We start from the raw sequence: 17,360 nt of genomic DNA, 5'->3' as shown, positions 1-17,360 counted from the left end.
AGCGTCGGATGCGTGCCAGGAAATTGTTGTCCGTTCCATCCAGCCCGGGTTTACAGCTGGTAGCTCAGCGCCCATCATTGGCGACCATGGGAAACGTGGTGGCACTGGAACAGGAAAACGATGTCTGGACCTTGCGCCTGGAGGCGGTTGCCCGCCAGCGCGACCGCGAGGCATATGCCGAGTTGTTTCATTACTTCGCCCCGCGGCTGAAGTCCTTCGCCCTGTCCAGCCCGGGGATGTCGTCGAATGCACTGGCCGAGGAGCTGGTGCAGGAAGTGATGCTGAAGATCTGGACCCGGGCCAGCACCTTCGATGCGGCCAAGGCCAGCGCCACGACCTGGATCTATACCCTGGCACGCAATTGTCGCATCGACCTGTTGCGCAAGAAATTCAGGGTGCGCGAGGAGGTCGATGTCGATGAATTGTGGGACTTCGGTACCGATCCGGAGGAAGTCGAGGATGAAATCGACCAGCGTCGCGGCGCGATCGATGTGCGCGAGTCGCTGCGTTCGCTGCCCTCGGAACAGCGCCAGATCATCGCCAAGGTGTACATGGAGGGCAAATCGCACAGCGAGGCTGCCGAGGAGCTGAATCTTCCGCTGGGTACCGTGAAATCCCGGATCCGGCTGGCAATGAGCAAGCTGAAAGTGATGCTGGACAGATGAGTGCCCTGGCAATGACGCATTTTCACCCCGATCAATTCCTGCTCAACGATTACGCGGCGGGCAGTCTGGCCGGCGCGGTGGCGTTGCCGATCGCGGTGCACCTGGAATACTGCTCGCGTTGCCGCGCTGAATCGCGACAGCTCGAGGCGCTCGGCGCGCAGCTGTTCGAGGATCTCGATCCGGTTCCGGTCGCTGACGGTGCGCTCGAGCGTCTGATGCAGTGCCTCGAGGGCAAAACGCCTGTGGCTCCGATCACGGCACGCCCGGCGCCGGATGGGTTGCCACGGGTGCTGCGCACGCTGGTTCCGGGTGGCCTCGATGCGCTGGGGTGGAAGCGAATGGGCTCGTTGCGCGCGACCCGCCTGCGCTTTGGCGATGCCACGCGCGAGGTGGCGTTGCATCACATCACGGCCGGAGGCAAGGTGCTCGAGCATGGTCACTCGGGCACCGAGATCACGGTGGTTCTGAACGGACGCTTTTCGGATCAGGACGGGCTGTATCAGCAGGGCGATTTCCTGGTCCGCGGACCCGACGATGTGCATCGTCCGGTAGCGGCCGAGGACAGCGACTGTCTTTGTCTCGCGGTGCTGGATGCGCCGATCCGCTTCGCCGGCTTGCTGGGACGTATCGCCAATCCGTTCATGCGCATCCACCCGCGCTGATATTTTCTATAGCCCGGGACTATCCTCCACCAGCCCCAGCATCACCTGGGCGGAGTCGGTGTAGGTCTTCTCGCCGATAAAGGTATGCTGCGTGCCGGTATAGATATCGCGGAATGCGCGCTCCAGGCGGCTGCCTTCGCGGATCGCGCTGGTGCCTGCCGCGAGATGCGCCCAGTGCACCACTTCGCGGCAGGCGTCGGTGGCATAGGTTGCGGCAATGCGTGATTCGGCACGCATCGCGGGGCTGAGTTCCACGCCAGCCGCCACCTGCTCGCCGAGCGTGCCGAAGGTCTCCGTCACCAGCAGGCGTGCGGCCCGCCACATGCCTTCGTGATGTGCGAGATTGCGCTGGAATGTGGTCTTGTGCGCCAGCGTGGTCGTGTCACCCATGCGTATTTTCTCCAGCGCCAGGGTACGGATATCGTCGAGCGCGCTGCGCGCCACACCGAGCGCCCAGGCGGCATGCCCGGCCGCGGTCACCGGCATCACTCCGAATCGATACGGCGAACCACCGCGCAGCGGGGTGCGCGTGAACAGCGGGAAGATGCGCTGGTCGGGGACGAATACGTCCTGTACGTTGTAGTCGTAGCTGCCGGTACCTTTCAGCCCCTGCACGAACCAGCCATCGGTGAAGTTGATCTGCTCGCGCGGGAAGACCGCGATCAGCATCTGCGGCAGGCCGTGGCTGGCCATCTGCATCTCGCCGTCGTGCATCGGGATGAAGCCGCCGATCACGAAATTCGTGTGCCCGGTACCGCTGCCGAAATTCCAGTTTCCACTCAGCCGGTAGCCGCCGTCCACGCGCTGACCGAGGCCATTGGGCGCGAACTGCCCGCCGAGCACGCTGCGATTATTGTCGTTTGCGCCGAAGACTTCCCGGAAACCGGCCTCGGGCAGATAGGCGGCGGTGAGCGCGGTAGCGGGAAAATTGGCGATGCTGATCCACCCGACCGAACCATCCTGCCAGGCGAGTTCCTGCCAGGTATCGATCAGTTCGCGAAACGCGGGTTCGTGGCCACCGGCCGCGCGCGGATTCATGAACTGCATCAGCCCGCTGCCCCACAGCGCATCCACGATTTCAGGCACCAGTGTGCGTGCCTGCTCGCTGGCGCCCGCATGGCTGCTCACCACGTCGCGGATGGATCGGGCCATGGCGGGCCCATCGAGATGTGTACTCTGGCTCATATGTGTTTTGCTCCGGTCGGATTGATTTGCTGACGGCCTGCCCCAGGCAAACGATAGCGGCTTGTCGGGACAATGGGTGTTACGCATCGGTAATATCAACCGAACAATCCATGCATGAACCACTGCCTGCTGCCGTATTCACGGAATATCCAGCACAACGGGCCGCTCTCGTGGCGGGCGATGAAGTAGTCGCGTTTTACCGCATTGCCCCACCAGTTGCTCTCGATGCGCTCGGGGCCGTTCAACAGTTGCAGGTGTCCGTTCCAGTCGAGGCCGGTGGCGCGCTGTTGCAGCGCAACAGGTTGTGGCAGCAGCCAGCAGGGGCGCTGCGCGGGTGCCGGATTGTCGCTGCCGTGGCGGTCGTCATGGGTGCGCTGCCAGGCTTCCTCCGGAAGATGTGCATCCGCGAGACGGATGCCGTGCAGGCATTGTTCTCCGATGCGGATGGCGAGACGATCCAGCAGCAGTTTTTCGGCTTGTGCCAGGTCCGCCGTCGCGCTCTGGAACAGGGCAGCGCTCTGTTGATGGACCGGAGAAAATGCACGGCAGGCGAGGCTCAGTGACTCGACCGGTTCCGGCAGTTGCAGCGGCTCCAGTGCGAGACGCGTGAGATCGAACAGGGCCGTGTAACTGTGGTGCGCGAGCGAGCAGGGAACCGTCAGCCGGTGGCTTTGGTCGCGGGCGCCGTGCATGCGCCACTCCAGTCGCTGGCAATGGCATTGGCGCCGGTCCAGGAACTGTGACAACTCGCGCAGCAGGCGCTGCATCGGGAACAGCAGCATGGCGTGTTCGTGCAGGGGTTCGAGAAAGTGCAGCTCGCCGTGAAAAAAATCGCGCGGCCGGTGGGGCGCGCGGGGGTCAGCTTGCTCGCCGCACAACTGGCGCAGGCTGCCGAGCAGTTCCTGGCCAAAGCGTTTGCCGAGCGCGGCGCGCGGCAGGGCGAGCAGTTCGCCGATCCGGGTGAAGCCCATGCGTCGCATCGCCTGTTGTTGTTTTTCCGCCACATCGAGCAAAGCCAGCGGCAGGGTGTCGATCAGGGTGCGGAATGCTTGCGGGTCGCCGCTTGCGCACCACCCGGGTAATGCGGCGGCCGTGCAGGGCAGGGCGCGCGTCATCAACTGCGCACCGCGCGGTGTCGGCGCGAGTCCGCTGAGGTGGGTGTAACACCGTTCGGCGAGATCCGTCTCCACCTGCTCCAGCAGTTGCGCGAGGCCACCAAAGAGCCGCAGGCTGGCGCTGATCTCCAGCAACAACCGGTCCGGCGCCTGCAGCGTGAGCATCGGCGTGAAGCGGTATGCCCAGTCGGCGAGTTCGAGCAAGGCGGTGTTCTCGCGTGCAAGGTGACGTTCCAGCACCCGCAGTTCCGCGCACAATGCCTGTGCGGTGCCGGCCGAGACGCCGGTCATGATGCCGTGCTGTACGGCGGTCTCGTTGGCGCACAGCACACGGCTCTTCTCGAGAACCGCGATCGCCTCCCCGGATCGGGTTTCAGTTCGGCACAACTTTGCCGAACGGGTAAATACCTCGAGCGGAAGCAATGGAAAATGCAGGCAGAGCCACAACATGAAAGCAGCTTGCGTTCAGTGCATCGCGGCCCATGGCCGGGTGCCGGGGTACTCTTTGCGAAAGTGTGTGCCGGGTGCGGTTGCAGCGCAATCCACGCCTGCTGCACCGGGCATGACCGTCGGCAGCATGGATGGATCGATGCGGGCTTGCAGCAGCGTGCCGCTGCGCGCGATGCTTATGCATTGTCCGGCCCGACCACCGCGTTGCTTCACGATTTCCACCGCCAGCCGGTTTGCGGTGCCACGCAAAACCAGGCGCAACGCGGCCGGTGACAGCGCGCGGGCAGTGTGTGTGGGCCGGAACAGAAAAGCCGGGCCGCTGCTGGCGCGCGCGGCGAGTTGCAAACGGCGCAGCGCAGGATAATCGGCCTGGCGTGATCCGGGCAGCCAGGCCAGCAGGCAACTGCAGGCGCCAGAGCGAAGGATCTGTTCCGCGCACCACAAGGTGTCGCTACCCGGTTGTGCCGATACGAGTTGCAGACGCTCGAGCCGCAGGCCAAGCGCATGCAGCGAGGGGGCATATGGGAGATAGGGCGGGCTCAGGAAAAACAGCCGTCGCGGGTCCCGGCTGCAGTGCGCCAGTGCGGGTGCGAGCAGCTGCATCTCGCCGATGCCACAGCCATCCGTGAGCAATTCGGTGAGCGCCGCGTGCGGCCAGCCCCCCTGGTGCAGCGCGCTATCGAGCAGCGTGTGCCCGGTGGGCAGTACGTTGCGGGCTTCGTTCGCCGCGCGCTGCGAGGCTTGCCACACATCGGGGCGGGTGAGCAGGGCTTGCAACCGAGGGTTCATGAGAGCATCCTGATAACTGTAAGTATATACAGTATTCTTGTTGATGCAGGTGCTCCCTGTAAAGAGCCGGAGCCCGAGCTGGCGCTTCTCCATGAGGTTATGCACGCCGGGCGTGCAATACCGGGTTGTGGATGGTGACGGAGAAGTGCTATCGGGAACTTCGATGGTGATGAGGATTTTTTTAAAAAACAGATGGTTGAGTAATTGATGCGGAGTGATGAGCAGGGGCCAGGGATGGGAGGTGAACGCAACGATATTTTTATCCCCGCCTTTATCCACAAGGCGGCAAAACGCCTGTGCTAGGATTGCCACGCCCCGCACACCCCCCCCTACGAGGAGAGGATCAGCGCCGATGCAACAACGACTCATCACCATGCTGGAAATGCAGGACCGGATGAACCGCAAGGTCCACCCCGACTGGATCAGCCAGAATTTTGCATGGTATCGGGCGTTGTGGATCGAGTGTGGCGAGCTGGTCGAGCACTACGGATACAAATGGTGGAAAAAGCAGGAACCGGCCTGGGAGCAGGTCCGCCTGGAAGTGATCGATATCTGGCATTTTGGCATGAGCATGTACTTCGACGGCAACAACACGCCGCTACAGATCGCCGGGGAAATACTCCAGGAACTGCAGGAAGAGCCTCCCGCACAACTCGAGTTGCGTGATGCGGTCGAGGCACTCGCCGCCCACGCACTCGCTACCCGACGATTTTCGGCCAGCCGTTTCTGGGCGCTGATGCATGCCGCAGGCATGACGCCAGACGAATTGTTCGCTGCCTATGTAGGCAAGAACGTGCTGAATTTCTTCCGCCAGGATCATGGGTACAAGGACGGGAGTTATCGCAAGCAGTGGCAGGGACGTGAGGACAACGAGCACCTGGCCGAGCTTTTGGGGACTATCGACAGCGATAACCCTGCCTACGCGGAGCAACTCTACAGTGCGCTCGCGGAGCGATACTCCTATGCCGTGGGGCTTGACGTATGAGTGCCGGTTATGCACACCGTGACAAACGGTTGGCAGGGACGTCCAAAAACGTAACAAAAACGATCCGTTAGTCCCTAATCACATTAATAATAATCTGTAACATCATGATTAATAACGGAAAAATATATTTTGTACGTTTTATGAGCAATCCGTGCGAGAGCCAGCACATTCGCGGCATGGGGCCGCATACTCATACATTATCCTCAGACTTATCCACAGAAACTGTGGACAACTCGGCAGGTAAATCCAGTGTCCGGCACTGAGCAATACCTCTCGGGTTCCGCGCTTGCGCGGCGCCTCAACATACCGGTACGGGAACTATTCACCCTGCTGGCGGAGCACGGCTGGATCGTGCGCAATGGCGAGCAGTGGCGGCTCACCCGCAAGGGTGAATTCGAGGGGGGCCGCTACCAGGAGAGCGAACGCTTCGGACCCTACATCGCCTGGCCCGAGCAGGTGCTCGAACACCGTCTGTTCAGTACCAATCCGGGCAGCACCCTGCTGACCGCCGCCGCGCTTGGCGCGCGGGTCCGGCTGTCTGCCCGCCAGACCAACCTGTTGCTGCTCGAGCTGGGCTGGATACGCAAGGGCGTGAAGGGATGGGAGCTCACGGCACGGGGCAAGGCGCTCGGTGGCGTGCAGGAAGAATATCCGGACACCGGTGTTCCGTACGTGCGCTGGCCCGCGACGCTGCCGGGCAACCCGGTGCTCAACGAAAACCTGCAGATGATCCACGCCTATGAGCATATAGGGGAGGTCAGCGAAGGGGATCTGTTCGCCGACCCCGATCGCGAGATTCGCATCGAAGGCGGCAATGGACTGCGCGCACTCGATGGGCACGTGCTGCACAGCAAGGCGCAATTGGTGATCTGCCATTGGCTGTACATGTCCGAGATCGCGCATGCGCACCGCCGCCGCCTTCCGGTGGAAGGCGAATATCGCTGTGACTTCTACCTGCCGTCGCTGCATCTGTACATCGAGTACTGGGGTGACGAGGCGGCACCGGGGCAACTGGCCGCAAAGCTCGAAAAGAAGTCGGTCTACGAACGTCACGGATTACGCCTGCTGGAGCTCGTTGCCGATGACCTGCAGCGGCTCGACGACGTGCTGCCGCGCAAGCTGCTGAAATACGGACTGGCGGTCTACTGAGGCGCGGCGAAGCGCTCCATGGCCTCGGCCAGGACGAAATCGAGAACCGTGACACCTCCCGCATCATGGGTGGTCAGTGCCACGTCGACGCGGTTGTACACGTTTGACCATTCCGGGTGGTGATCGAGTTGCTCGGAGCGCAGCGCCGCACGGGTCATGAACGCAAACGCAGCGGAGAAATCCGCAAAGCGGAATGTCCGGTGCAGCCTGGCATCCTGCAGTCGCCAGCCCGGCAGGCTGGCAAGTCGCTGCTCGATTTCGTTTGGCGACAGCTTGGCGGGTCTCATCGCTCACGGCTCCTCGCACCAGGTACGCATCGTCATGGTGCGGACCCAAGGCGTTGCAGCAGCACCCCGCATTCGATGTGCTCGGTATACGGAAACTGGTCAAACAGTGCCAGGCTTTCGATGCGATGGCTGCCCTGCAACTGTTTCAGGTTGACGCACAGGGTATGCGGGTTGCAGGAAACATACACGATCCGCTCGAAGCCGGCGGCAAAATCCAGGGTGCGCGGGTCGAGCCCGGCCCGGGGAGGATCCACCAGCAGCGTAGCGGGCTGCAACGCGTCGAGATCGAATTCCCGCAGGCGGAAGAATGCCCGTTCGCGTGCCAGGGCCGCGGCTGCCTCGGCGCTCGACAGTCGCGCCACAAAGGTGTTGCAGACGCCGTTGGCGGCGAGATTGTGACGTGCCGTGGCAATGGCACCGGTGTTGATTTCGGTCGCCAGCACGGTGCGAAAGCGCGAGGCGAGCGCGACGGTGAAGTTGCCGATTCCACAATAGAGTTCCAGCAGATCGTCAGGGCTGTCGCCACAGACCGCGCGCGCCCACGAGAGCATGGCACGGTTGACCTGGGCGTTTGGCTGCGTGAAGCAGCCTTCGGGTTGGCGTAACACGAACTCCTCGCCGTCCACCGCCAGGCGCTCGCTGACGTAGGGCTCGCTGATCACCACGCGCTGGCCCCGCGAGCGCCCGATCAGGCGTGCACCGAGCAGGACTTCCAGCTCCCGCGCAGCGTCCTCCCATTCCAGGCCGAGCGGGCGGTGATACACCAGCGTGATCAGGGATTCACCGGCAAGCGTGTCGAGAAACTCCACCTGGTAAAGACGCTGGCGCAGTGTCGGGACTCTCAGCAGTTCGATCCGCAGCGCGCGCATCAACTCGTTGATGCGCCACGAGGCCGGTGCAAAGTCGTCGATGCGCAGCGGTGTGCGCGGCTCGCCACGCTCGAACATGGCGTAGAAAAGATCATCGCCGCAATGCCAGATACGAAACTCCGCGCGCTGACGATAATGCCTGGGGGGCGAGGCGTACAGCTGTGGATCGGGCGCTGCAAATTCGCGCATGAGCGTTGCAACACGAGTGGCCTTGGCGGTGAATTGCGCCGCGTAGGCTTGCGCGGAGCAATCGTCGGGGATGATCTTCATATGCTGCTGAAACCCCGGCTGGCTCGCCCGCGCCAGAGGGTATGCTCGGGAGGGATGGGCCGCAAGGCGCGCCCCGGATCCATCGTCACAGGCAATGCTCCGGCTTTGGCAGGCCGGCGATCTTGCTGGCGAGGCGTGCGGGGCTTCCCGGGAACAGCTGCAGCAGGTAGATGCTGCGTCCCTTGTCGGGGCCGAGTTCGCGACGGGTCAGGCTGACCAGCGCCCGCATCGCGGGGGAATGCGCGTGGCGGGCGTAGTAGGCGCGCAGCATCAGCAGGATTTCATGGTGTGCGGGTGTCAGGACGAGGTGCTCCTCGCTGGCCAGAAGCTCCGCGCAGCTTTCGTTCCAGTCGTGCCAGTCGAGCAGAAAGCCATCGGCATCACGCGGCCAGGTGATGCGGCGCGCGGGATTCATTTCAGAACCACGACACCGAGCGCGGGTGCCTGCAGGCAAGATCCACGAAGCCCGGATAATCCGTGGCCCGCACTACGGGCAACAGCCGCCCGCTGATGCCGCGGGCCACGCAGTCATCGCCGATCGCATACACCGCGACGGTAGCAGCTGCAAGTGCGTCGAGCTGCTGCGCACATGCGCCGTCCTGCAACGCTGCGTATACGCCGTCACACAGCAACAGCAGCGTATCCCCGGGGGCCAGCGCACGGCGGCACAGATCAAAGGAGGGGCCGGCATGGGGAGAGGCGGACAGGATGTGCAGGGTCATCGCGGTCACACGCTCAGGATCATGTCATGGCTTGCCAGCAGCACCGCGAGCTGTGCATCATCGGCGAGTTGGGCTCCCGCAACGAGATCGGCCAGTTCCAGGCCGCGTTCCTTCATGGCGCTGGTCTCCACGTGCAAGCCCGTGATGCCATAATCGGCCAGCGTACCGACCAGCTTGGCGATATTGCGTGCCGGCAGGGCGGTCGGATTCTGTTGCTCCAGCAACGCCAGTACTCCGTCACCGAGGAACAACAGCGTGGGCTGCTGCTCGAAGGCGCCGAAGGCCATTGCAATATCGAGGGCATCGCGTGCCCGCTCGCTACCATACGGAGGCGTGCAACACAGCACCAGAACCGAACGCGCCATCGCGCTCACCCGCCAAAACTCAACACGCGGTCGGAGCGAATGCACGCCTCGACCAGTTGTCCCATGCCGGAAATCTCGAATCCGGGGCGCAGGTTCGACCCGGCTAACCCGTGGCGGGAAGCCTCTTTCTCATCGATGATCCCGCGGCGCAGTGCCGAGCTGACACACACCACCAGGTCGACCTGATGCACCACCGCAAGCTCCTGCCAGGACCGGGGCAGGTTGGCTTCCGAAGCCGTGGCGATATTCAAGCCCGAGCCGTGCTGCACTCCGTCCCGGAAAAAAAACACGCGAAACAGTGTGTGACCCGCATCGATGCATCCCCGTGCGAATCGGTATGCCGCCAGGCTCGACTCCCTGCCGACCGGCGATTCCTGCACCAGGAGTGAAAAGATCATGGTTTACCAGCGCAACGGCCCCGCTGCCGGGGCCGTGGGAAATGAGGTCCGCGCGATCAGTCTTCGCCGCCGAGCAGACTGAGCAGGATCGTGAACAGGTTGTAGATCATCACGTAGAGCGTAACGGTGGCGGAAATATAGTTGCGTTCCCCGCCGTGGATGATCTGGCTCGTTTGCCACATGATCAGGCCCGAGGACAGGAACAGGAACATGCAACTCACTACCAGCGCCAATGTCTGGATCTGCAGAAATGCATTGGCAATCCCGGCCACGAAAGCCACCAGGATACCGGTGGTGAGAAAGCCCGTGGCAAATCCGAAATCGCGGCGCGTGACCAGCACATAGGCAGACAGACCGAAAAAGATCAGCGCCGTGCCACCAAGCGCGGTAAGCACAGGCTCGAATCCGGAGATGCCGACGTAGTGATTGAGGATCGGCCCGAGCGAGAAGCCAAGCCAGCCGGTCAGCGCGAAGACGCATACGAGGCCCATCGCGGAATTCTTGTTCTTCTCGACCAGGAACAGCAGCACGAAATACGGCAGCAGCGTCCACAGGCCCATATAAGGAATGGCCATGGCCATCGAAGCCGATGCGGTGAGCGCACTGAACATGAGTGTCATCGCAAGCAGTGCATAGGTGTTGCGCAGAACCCTGCTTGCGCCGGCATCGAGGCTACCGCTTCTGATCGCCTGGGTATTGACTGGCATCGTATCGAACTCCTGTTTGACGAACCGAACCATAGTGTAGCCTTATGGCGCTGCGAATTGAACCAGGCGCAGGTTTCAGCGGGGGAGTGTCGTGCGTCGGGGCGCTCGCGCGGACGAATTCGCCGAAATCCGCCGCGCTCATCGGTTTTCCGAACAGGTAGCCCTGCGCAAAATCACAACCGAGTTCGCGCAGATAGTCACACTGTGCCTCGGTTTCGACGCCCTCGGCCACGACTTTCTTGCCCAGACGCCGCGCCATCCCGATGATGGTGTCGATGAGCGTTTCATGGGCCTTGTCGAGGCCGATGCCGCGGGTGAATGAACGGTCGATCTTGATCGTATCGACCGGGAATCGCATCAGGTAGCCCAGTGACGAATAGCCGGTTCCGAAATCGTCGATCGAGATACTGACCTGCGCCGCCGACAGTTCCTTGAGCGCCCGGTGCGCCTCGTCGGATTCGCCAACCAGCAAACGTTCGGTAATTTCGATCGAAAGTCGCAATTCGCGTGCGGTTTCCCTGACCAGCCCCATCCAGCGTTGCAGATCCTGGTTCTTCGAGAAGAATATCCCCGGCGAGACATTCGCGGACAGGCCGATGGACGTGCCGTGCTTCGAATTGATGCAATTCAGGGCATTGATAGAGGTCTGCAACACGAAATAATCCAGACGGTTGATGAGTCCGCGTTGTTCGGCAACCTCGACGAATTCGGCCGGCGAAACCCAGACGCCATCGTTGCGCTGCCAGCGGGCAAGCGCTTCGCATGCGGTGATTTCACCGCTGCGCAGACAGATGATGGGTTGCAGATAGGCCTGCAACTGGTCGTTGTCGAGGGCCACGCTCAACTCGTTGAACAGGCGATGGCGGCGTTCGGATCGCTCGTGCATTTCCTGGGTGTAGAAATGCCATCCGTTGCGACCCGACTGCTTGACGCTGTACATCGCCTGATCGGCCTTGATGATGAGCGTGTCCGGATCGTCGGCATCACTCGGGTAGACAGCCAGGCCGACGCTTGCGGCGCAGAATACCTCCCTTTCGCCGACCCGGAACGCCCGTCGCATCGACAGGACAATTTTCTCCGCCACCTGGCCGATCGCGTCCTGCGCGGTGACATCATAAAGAATCGCGGTGAACTCATCGCCGCCCAGGCGGGCGACGGTGTCGGAGCCGCGCACACAGTCGCGGATCCGCTGCGCTGCTTCAATCAGCAATTGATCGCCCGCATCATGGCCGAGATTGTCGTTGACCGACTTGAAATCATCGAGGTCGATGAAGAGCAACGCATGGGAGGCGCCCGATCTTGCCGAGCGCGCAATGGCAGAGGAGAGTTTTTCCCTGAACGAGGCGCGGTTGGGAAGTCCGGTCAGTGCGTCTTCATTGGCCTGGCGGTTGATTACCGACGCGTACTCCCGTTCCTTGCGGTGCTGGAGCATGCGCGAGCGCAGCGCGGCAATCGTCAGCACGAGCAGGGCGGCAAACGCAAGGCGGATAACCCAGAGCCCGAACGGGGTGGCGGCGCCCGCAATGGCGGTGGCTCCGATCTGCCACGAGCCGCCACCGACGAGAATTGGCATGCTCACCACGTCAGGCAGATCGAAGGTCGCGGGATCGCCGTAAAAGACATCGCCCTGTTCGCCCGTGCCATCGCGCCCGCGAATGGCTATTCGCAGGTTCTGGAGCGCCGTGGCAATACCCGCGCTCTGCAGTGCTCCATCGACACTGATAGGTGCGGAAACCAGCCCCCAGATGTGTCTCACGCCATTGGCGTCGTCGACATAAACCGGCACGCGGCCGATGAATGCTTCACCGCCCTGCACCAGATTTACCGGGCCGGCCACGATCATTTCTCCGGTTTGCAGCACGCGCTCGGCAGCCTCGCGTTGCGCCTTGTTCTTGCGATAGTCGAGCCCGATGACGGCCTCGTTTCCCTTGCGTGGATAGACATGGCGCACCACAAGGTCAGGCGCCGCCGCAAGGTTGATCAGAGTGGGTTCGCGCGCGATGATGGCTTTGGCATAGGCTTCGAATTCCGCGTCATCGAGTTCGGGGTTTGCTGCAACGAATGCGGCCAACCCGTTGGTAAGCGAAAGATTGTTGTTGATAACACCCTCGATGCGCGCACGCACCGCGCTCAATTGCTCGATGACATCGAGGCGCACGTTCTGTGCCTGCTCCTCGCGATAACGCCACTCGACCAGCAATTCCGCCATCGCCAGCAAGGCAATCAACACGAACGAAGCATGGCGGAACCTGAATCTCCACCACACCATGACCGCGAACATCAGCAACACGATCGCGCCAAGCAATACCAGATCCAGCATGGTGGGGGAGCGCGCAGCGCCACTCCCGGTAGCGGATGCCGACAGCAGGTCCTCGATTGCGTAAGGATGCTCGATCAGACCGGCGTCGAGCAGCAGCCGATAGCTGCGGCTCCATCGATTGCGATCGCTGGTTCCGGGATTGACGCCGGGAAAGTAGGTGTACCGATCCATCCGGGCCGCGAATTCGCGGTTGTAGGTCTGCAAATCGCCGAAGGTATAGATGTAGCGTGGCAAGGTCGCGCTGATGCGATCGGCGACCTCCTGTTTGTTGTCCAGCGCGTAACGCCACCCCTCGAGGCTGGCACGCACGAACCGCTCGACGAGGTCCGGGCGCTGATGGACCAGATCGCCGGATGTGAACAGCGTGTCGCCATAGGTTTGCACACCGAAATCCGCCGGCTCGAGGCTGTGCAGACTGACGCCGAGTTCGCGGGCGCGGGCCTGCGCCGAAACGCCGTAAGTCACGATTGCGTCCGCTTTGCCGCTGACCAGGGAATCGACGGTTGGTGGCTCATGGACAATGTTCAGTGCCGCTGGCTCCAGCTTGCTGGCGCGCAGCATGGCACGTACCTCGACGATCCCGTACTCGCTTTCAAAGGTGGCAACCCGCAGTTTCAACAGGTCTGCGGGCTTTTTCAGCACGGTGCCGCTCAGGGCATGGACCGCGAGCGGAGAGCGCTGGAAAATGGGTGCGAGTGCGATGAGATCTTCTCCCTTTCCCCGCCCGACCAGGATGTCGAGCGAACCAACGCCGAACTGCGCGCGTCCGGCAAGCACCTCGCCGATGGGGTCGAGAAGCTTGCCCTCCGGGGTTGCGGCGGAACGTATCTCTACGTCGAGTCCTTCGCGCTCGTAGAATCCTTGCCATTTTGCAGCATAGTAGCCGGCGAACTGGTATTCGTGTTCCCACTTGAGTTGCAGCACGACATTTTCCAGCGCGAGCGCCGGCGCTGCGATACAAAGCATGGCTGCGAGAGAAAGAACGAAAAACCGGGCGGATTTGCCAATGTGCAACGAGAATTCCTGACACTTGGATAGCGGACAGCATGCAATGATAACGTCAAGCGGCGACTGCCGACAGCGCATGACAGGTGCGTTCCTCCGCCGCAACCATTGCCCGGAATCGGATTCCTGACCCGGCGAAAGCACGGCGCCCCGGCGTGGCGCCGTAGACGCCGGTATTCGAGATCATGGGGTCCACGCAGGCGGCCAGACGCCGGTCCAAGGTTCGCTCACTTCACGCCTTCGGATGGGGTTGGTCAGAACAGCCTTGGGGCTGTTCTGACCCTGGGCGCACTCGCTTCGCTCGTGCGTCCAAAGCGGCAGTCTTGCCGATTTGTCGAACCGGCGGGTTCGTGCACACCACCCTCTCCACCACTACAAAAAAGGCCCCGGGTGGGGCCTTTTTGTAGTGGTGGAGAGGGTGGGATTCGAACCCACGGAGGGCTTTCACCCTCGTCGGTTTTCAAGACCGGTGCTTTAAACCACTCAGCCACCTCTCCGCAACGCCGCGCATTATAGCGGCCGGGTAGCCGCAGACAATGCGCTCGTGTCATGCCTGCTCCCGATTCGACTCCACTGCCGCATTTCCCTCCGTCAGCACCGGGACAGCGTTGCTTGCCCGATCGTGACGCGGGTCGTTGGCAGCGCGCGGCGGCTGTGGCCGGGTAGGTTGGGGCAACGGAACCGGAGGGAAGCGTGACGGATCGATTACCAGCGATTCGGTAACGATCTCGACCTCGGCAACCGGACGTGGGTTCTGCCGCGGATCGTTGGCGGCGCGTCCAACGAGTCGCAACGGAGCCGCTGGCTTGGCCACTGGTGCGGCAACGGCAATCGGTGCGGCTTCGGGCCAGGGCTTGCTTGCCACGGCAGTTTGCGGCGCCGGCGATTTGCTGCCGGAATCCGAATCGGCGACGACCGCAACGTCATCGACGGTGGCCTCGATCGCCTCGGCCACTCGCACAGGCGGCGATGCCACGACGTCGGCTGCAGACGGCGTATCGTCGTCTTCCGCAATCAAGTCCAGTTGCACATCTTCGCCAGCGTCAATTTCGTCTTGCGTCAGATCTCCCTGACGTTCCGTCGCACGTTGTCTGCCGCGCTGGCGACGTCGACGCGGACGTGCGCTGCGCTGCTCGCTTTCGCCGTTGATGATGGTTTCCGCTGCTTCGCCACTCGTATCGACGGCGCTCGCATCCAGCGCGGTTTCGAGCGCTTCGACTGCCGGAGGCGCATCGGCACTCACGGTGGCGGCGCTTGCTTCTCCGCGCCGCCGCGGTCCGCGACCACTGGGCTGCGCATCGGTCGGGCGTCGTTCCGGGGCATCCGCACGCGGTGAATCGGGAGCGCGCCCGGCGGGGCGGGGTTCCCGTTCTCTCTCTCTGCGGGGTGCTCGTTCCCTTGGGGTATCTTCGCGTGTTCTCGATTCGTCACCGCCGGGAGATTCATCGCGAGCTCTGGGCTCGTCGCGACCGCTGCGCGAGTCGGGAGTCCGCTCGCCGCGCTGGGTGCCCTGCCCGGGGCTGCGGCTGCGGTTTGAACCACCGCGCCGCCCGCGCCGTCCGCTGCGCCGGGTGTTGTCTTCCGCGCTGCGCTCGGCAGCGCTGGTTGCTTCTACTACTTTGGGTTCCGCAACTTCTGCTTTCGCAGGGGGGGCTGCCACCGGCGCCGGTCCGAACAGCTTGCCGAACAAGGATTTCAGCAGCCCGGGTCTGGCTTCGGCCGCTGCCGCAACCGGTACTGCCGGCGTCGTGGAGGTCGGGGCAGCAAGTTCCTGCGGAGCTGCAGCCGGAGCGGGTTTGGGCTTTTGCGGAGCTACCGACTGAACCGCGGCCTGCGGCATTTTTACCGGTTCGGCGTTACGGGTTACCAGGTCAGCAGGTTGCGGTGCTTCGGGTATGAGTTCGAAACTGGTTTCCTCGCCGTGGATGAGCGTGCTGTCATCGCGCAGGCGGATCACTTCATAGTGTGGTGTTTCCATGTTCGGGTTGGGAATGACCACCACGTGAAGCTTGTTGCGTTGCTCGATGTCGATGATGGCGCGGCGCTTCTCGTTCAGCAGGTAGGCGGCAACCTCGACCGGCACGATCACGCGGATCTGTGCGCTGCGCTCCTTGTTGGCTTCCTCCTCGACCAGGCGCAGTATCGACAGCGCCAGGGACTTGGTGTCACGTACCGTTCCCTGTCCGCTGCACCGCGGGCACACCGCCGAACTCGTTTCCTCGAGCGACGGGCGCAGGCGCTGGCGCGACATCTCCATCAAGCCGAAACGCGAGATGCGTCCCACCTGCACCCGCGCACGGTCAGGTTCGAGCGCTTCGCGCAGGCGATTCTCCACCTCGCGCTGATTGCGGGAGCTGTTCATGTCGATGAAATCGATCACGATCAGGCCGCCCATGTCGCGCAGGCGGAGCTGGCGCGCGATTTCATCGGCCGCCTGCAAATTGGTCTGCAGTGCGGTTTCCTCGATATCCTGGCCCTTGGTCGCGCGCGAGGAGTTGATATCGATCGACACCATTGCTTCGGTCGGATCGATCACTATGGAGCCGCCCGAGGGCAGTTTGACTTCGCGTTCGTAGGCCGTTTCGATCTGGCTCTCGATCTGGTAGCGGTTGAACAACGGTATGGGGTCTTTGTAGAGCTTTACCTTGCTGCGGTAATTCGGCATCACCAGTTCGATGAACTCCAAGGCCTTCTCGTGGGCGTCCGCAGAGTCAATGATGACCTCGTCGATATCCTGGCGCAGGCAATCGCGGATGGCACGGATGACGACATTGCTTTCCTGGTAGATCAACAGCGGCGCCCGCTTTTCGGCGGCCGCGGTGATGGCGGACCACAATTGCAGCAGATATTCGAGGTCCCACTGCAGTTCCTCGCCGGAGCGTCCCACGCCGGCGGTACGGATGATGACACCCATGCCCTCGGGCAGTTTCAGCGAATCGAGCGCGTCGCGGAGTTCCGTGCGCTCGTCACCTTCGATGCGCCGGCTGATGCCGCCGGCGCGAGGATTGTTCGGCATCAGTACCAGATAGCGTCCGGCAAGACTGATGAACGTGGTCAGTGCCGCGCCTTTGTTGCCGCGCTCTTCCTTGTCAACCTGCACGATGACTTCGGTGCCTTCCTTGACCACGTCGCGAATCCGGGGGCGCCCCTGCGAATCGTCCGCCGAGCCGCTGAAATACTCACGCGATATTTCCTTTAGCGGCAGGAAGCCGTGTCGATCGGCCCCGAACTCGACAAACGCTGCTTCAAGGCTGGGCTCGACGCGGGTGATGCGGCCTTTATAGATGTTGGCCTTGGTCGCGATACGGTTGCGATTCTCGATATCCAGATCGTAAAGCCGCTGTCCGTCTACCAGAGCGACCCGCAACTCTTCCGGTTGAGTTGCGTTGATGAGCATTCTTTTCATGATAACCAATG

16 protein-coding genes and 1 tRNA gene are annotated in these 17,360 nt (G+C 62.5%); 4 read left to right on the top strand and 13 right to left on the bottom strand.

Annotated elements, in window-relative coordinates; genetic code table 11:
• The first annotated feature begins 8 nt into the window (after positions 1-8).
• A complete protein-coding gene (locus IPF49_03040) occupies positions 9-665 on the top strand; it encodes a sigma-70 family RNA polymerase sigma factor (protein ID MBK6286622.1) in 657 nt (218 codons plus the stop codon).
• Entirely contained in the window at positions 662-1,327 is a 666-nt protein-coding gene (locus tag IPF49_03035) for a cupin domain-containing protein (GenBank protein MBK6286621.1), read from the top strand. Before IPF49_03040 ends, IPF49_03035 begins: the two co-directional genes overlap by 4 nt.
• A gap of 6 nt (positions 1,328-1,333) precedes the next feature.
• On the opposite strand, the gene IPF49_03030 is transcribed toward IPF49_03035, so the two are convergent.
• The 3 genes from IPF49_03030 to imuA all read right to left on the bottom strand — a co-directional run bounded on the left by IPF49_03030 (position 1,334) and on the right by imuA (position 4,866).
• A complete protein-coding gene (locus tag IPF49_03030) occupies positions 1,334-2,512 on the bottom strand; it encodes an acyl-CoA dehydrogenase (GenBank protein MBK6286620.1) in 1,179 nt (392 codons plus the stop codon).
• 95 nt (positions 2,513-2,607) lie between these two features.
• On the bottom strand, positions 2,608-4,077 hold the full coding sequence (locus IPF49_03025) for a DNA polymerase Y family protein (protein MBK6286619.1): 1,470 nt from the start codon (positions 4,075-4,077) through the stop codon (positions 2,608-2,610).
• A 15-nt stretch (positions 4,078-4,092) separates the two neighbouring features.
• Complete coding sequence (gene imuA / locus IPF49_03020) at positions 4,093-4,866, bottom strand: translesion DNA synthesis-associated protein ImuA (GenBank protein ID MBK6286618.1); 774 nt, start codon at positions 4,864-4,866, stop codon at positions 4,093-4,095.
• 352 nt (positions 4,867-5,218) lie between these two features.
• Between imuA and IPF49_03015 the strand changes: the two genes are divergently transcribed.
• On the top strand, positions 5,219-5,851 hold the full coding sequence (locus IPF49_03015) for a dUTP diphosphatase (protein ID MBK6286617.1): 633 nt from the start codon (positions 5,219-5,221) through the stop codon (positions 5,849-5,851).
• Between the two features lie 249 nt (positions 5,852-6,100).
• Positions 6,101-7,000 (top strand): glycerol kinase, encoded by a 900-nt coding sequence (locus IPF49_03010; protein MBK6286616.1) that lies wholly within the window; start codon positions 6,101-6,103, stop codon positions 6,998-7,000.
• On the opposite strand, the gene IPF49_03005 is transcribed toward IPF49_03010, so the two are convergent.
• The 10 genes from IPF49_03005 to rne form a co-directional block, all read right to left on the bottom strand.
• A complete protein-coding gene (locus IPF49_03005) occupies positions 6,994-7,287 on the bottom strand; it encodes a 4a-hydroxytetrahydrobiopterin dehydratase (GenBank protein MBK6286615.1) in 294 nt (97 codons plus the stop codon). The genes IPF49_03010 and IPF49_03005 overlap by 7 nt on opposite strands.
• Positions 7,288-7,319: 32 nt before the next feature.
• Complete coding sequence (gene trmA, locus IPF49_03000) at positions 7,320-8,426, bottom strand: tRNA (uridine(54)-C5)-methyltransferase TrmA (protein ID MBK6286614.1); 1,107 nt, start codon at positions 8,424-8,426, stop codon at positions 7,320-7,322.
• 85 nt (positions 8,427-8,511) lie between these two features.
• Entirely contained in the window at positions 8,512-8,841 is a 330-nt protein-coding gene (locus tag IPF49_02995) for a TusE/DsrC/DsvC family sulfur relay protein (GenBank protein ID MBK6286613.1), read from the bottom strand.
• A 1-nt stretch (position 8,842) separates the two neighbouring features.
• Positions 8,843-9,157, bottom strand: a complete 315-nt coding sequence (gene dsrH / locus IPF49_02990) for a sulfurtransferase complex subunit TusB (protein MBK6286612.1) — start codon at positions 9,155-9,157, stop codon at positions 8,843-8,845.
• Positions 9,154-9,513, bottom strand: a complete 360-nt coding sequence (tusC, locus tag IPF49_02985) for a sulfurtransferase complex subunit TusC (protein MBK6286611.1) — start codon at positions 9,511-9,513, stop codon at positions 9,154-9,156. Before tusC ends, dsrH begins: the two co-directional genes overlap by 4 nt.
• Before the next feature lie 5 nt (positions 9,514-9,518).
• Positions 9,519-9,911 carry a sulfurtransferase complex subunit TusD gene (tusD, locus tag IPF49_02980; GenBank protein MBK6286610.1) on the bottom strand — a complete coding sequence of 131 codons (393 nt, stop codon included), beginning with the start codon at positions 9,909-9,911 and terminating at the stop codon, positions 9,519-9,521.
• 56 nt (positions 9,912-9,967) lie between these two features.
• Positions 9,968-10,618, bottom strand: coding sequence for a Bax inhibitor-1/YccA family protein (locus tag IPF49_02975; GenBank protein ID MBK6286609.1), 651 nt, complete (start codon positions 10,616-10,618; stop codon positions 9,968-9,970).
• Positions 10,584-13,862, bottom strand: a complete 3,279-nt coding sequence (locus IPF49_02970; GenBank protein ID MBK6286608.1) for an EAL domain-containing protein — start codon at positions 13,860-13,862, stop codon at positions 10,584-10,586. The genes IPF49_02975 and IPF49_02970 overlap by 35 nt, the downstream gene beginning before the upstream one ends.
• A 488-nt stretch (positions 13,863-14,350) precedes the next feature.
• Positions 14,351-14,440, bottom strand: a tRNA-Ser gene (locus IPF49_02965).
• Between the two features lie 50 nt (positions 14,441-14,490).
• Positions 14,491-17,349: a ribonuclease E gene (gene rne / locus IPF49_02960; GenBank protein MBK6286607.1), complete on the bottom strand. Its 2,859-nt coding sequence runs from the start codon at positions 17,347-17,349 to the stop codon at positions 14,491-14,493.
• Between the last annotated feature and the right edge of the window lie 11 nt (positions 17,350-17,360).

The sequence above is a fragment of the Gammaproteobacteria bacterium genome, assembly GCA_016705365.1.
GTDB lineage: Bacteria > Pseudomonadota > Gammaproteobacteria > Pseudomonadales > UBA5518 > UBA5518.
This window is presented reverse-complemented; position numbering and strand designations above follow the sequence as displayed.

Coding starts and splice junctions, on each gene's coding strand:
- tusD (MBK6286610.1), bottom strand. CDS start 9,911: ATGATCTTTTCACTCCTGGTGCAGGAATCGCCGGTCGGCAGGGAGTCG.
- rne (MBK6286607.1), bottom strand. CDS start 17,349: ATGAAAAGAATGCTCATCAACGCAACTCAACCGGAAGAGTTGCGGGTC.
- IPF49_02975 (MBK6286609.1), bottom strand. CDS start 10,618: ATGCCAGTCAATACCCAGGCGATCAGAAGCGGTAGCCTCGATGCCGGC.
- IPF49_03040 (MBK6286622.1), top strand. CDS start 9: ATGCGTGCCAGGAAATTGTTGTCCGTTCCATCCAGCCCGGGTTTACAG.
- imuA (MBK6286618.1), bottom strand. CDS start 4,866: ATGAACCCTCGGTTGCAAGCCCTGCTCACCCGCCCCGATGTGTGGCAA.
- IPF49_03025 (MBK6286619.1), bottom strand. CDS start 4,077: ATGTTGTGGCTCTGCCTGCATTTTCCATTGCTTCCGCTCGAGGTATTT.
- trmA (MBK6286614.1), bottom strand. CDS start 8,426: ATGAAGATCATCCCCGACGATTGCTCCGCGCAAGCCTACGCGGCGCAA.
- tusC (MBK6286611.1), bottom strand. CDS start 9,513: ATGGCGCGTTCGGTTCTGGTGCTGTGTTGCACGCCTCCGTATGGTAGC.
- IPF49_03015 (MBK6286617.1), top strand. CDS start 5,219: ATGCAACAACGACTCATCACCATGCTGGAAATGCAGGACCGGATGAAC.
- IPF49_03005 (MBK6286615.1), bottom strand. CDS start 7,287: ATGAGACCCGCCAAGCTGTCGCCAAACGAAATCGAGCAGCGACTTGCC.
- IPF49_02995 (MBK6286613.1), bottom strand. CDS start 8,841: ATGAATCCCGCGCGCCGCATCACCTGGCCGCGTGATGCCGATGGCTTT.
- IPF49_03035 (MBK6286621.1), top strand. CDS start 662: ATGAGTGCCCTGGCAATGACGCATTTTCACCCCGATCAATTCCTGCTC.
- IPF49_03030 (MBK6286620.1), bottom strand. CDS start 2,512: ATGAGCCAGAGTACACATCTCGATGGGCCCGCCATGGCCCGATCCATC.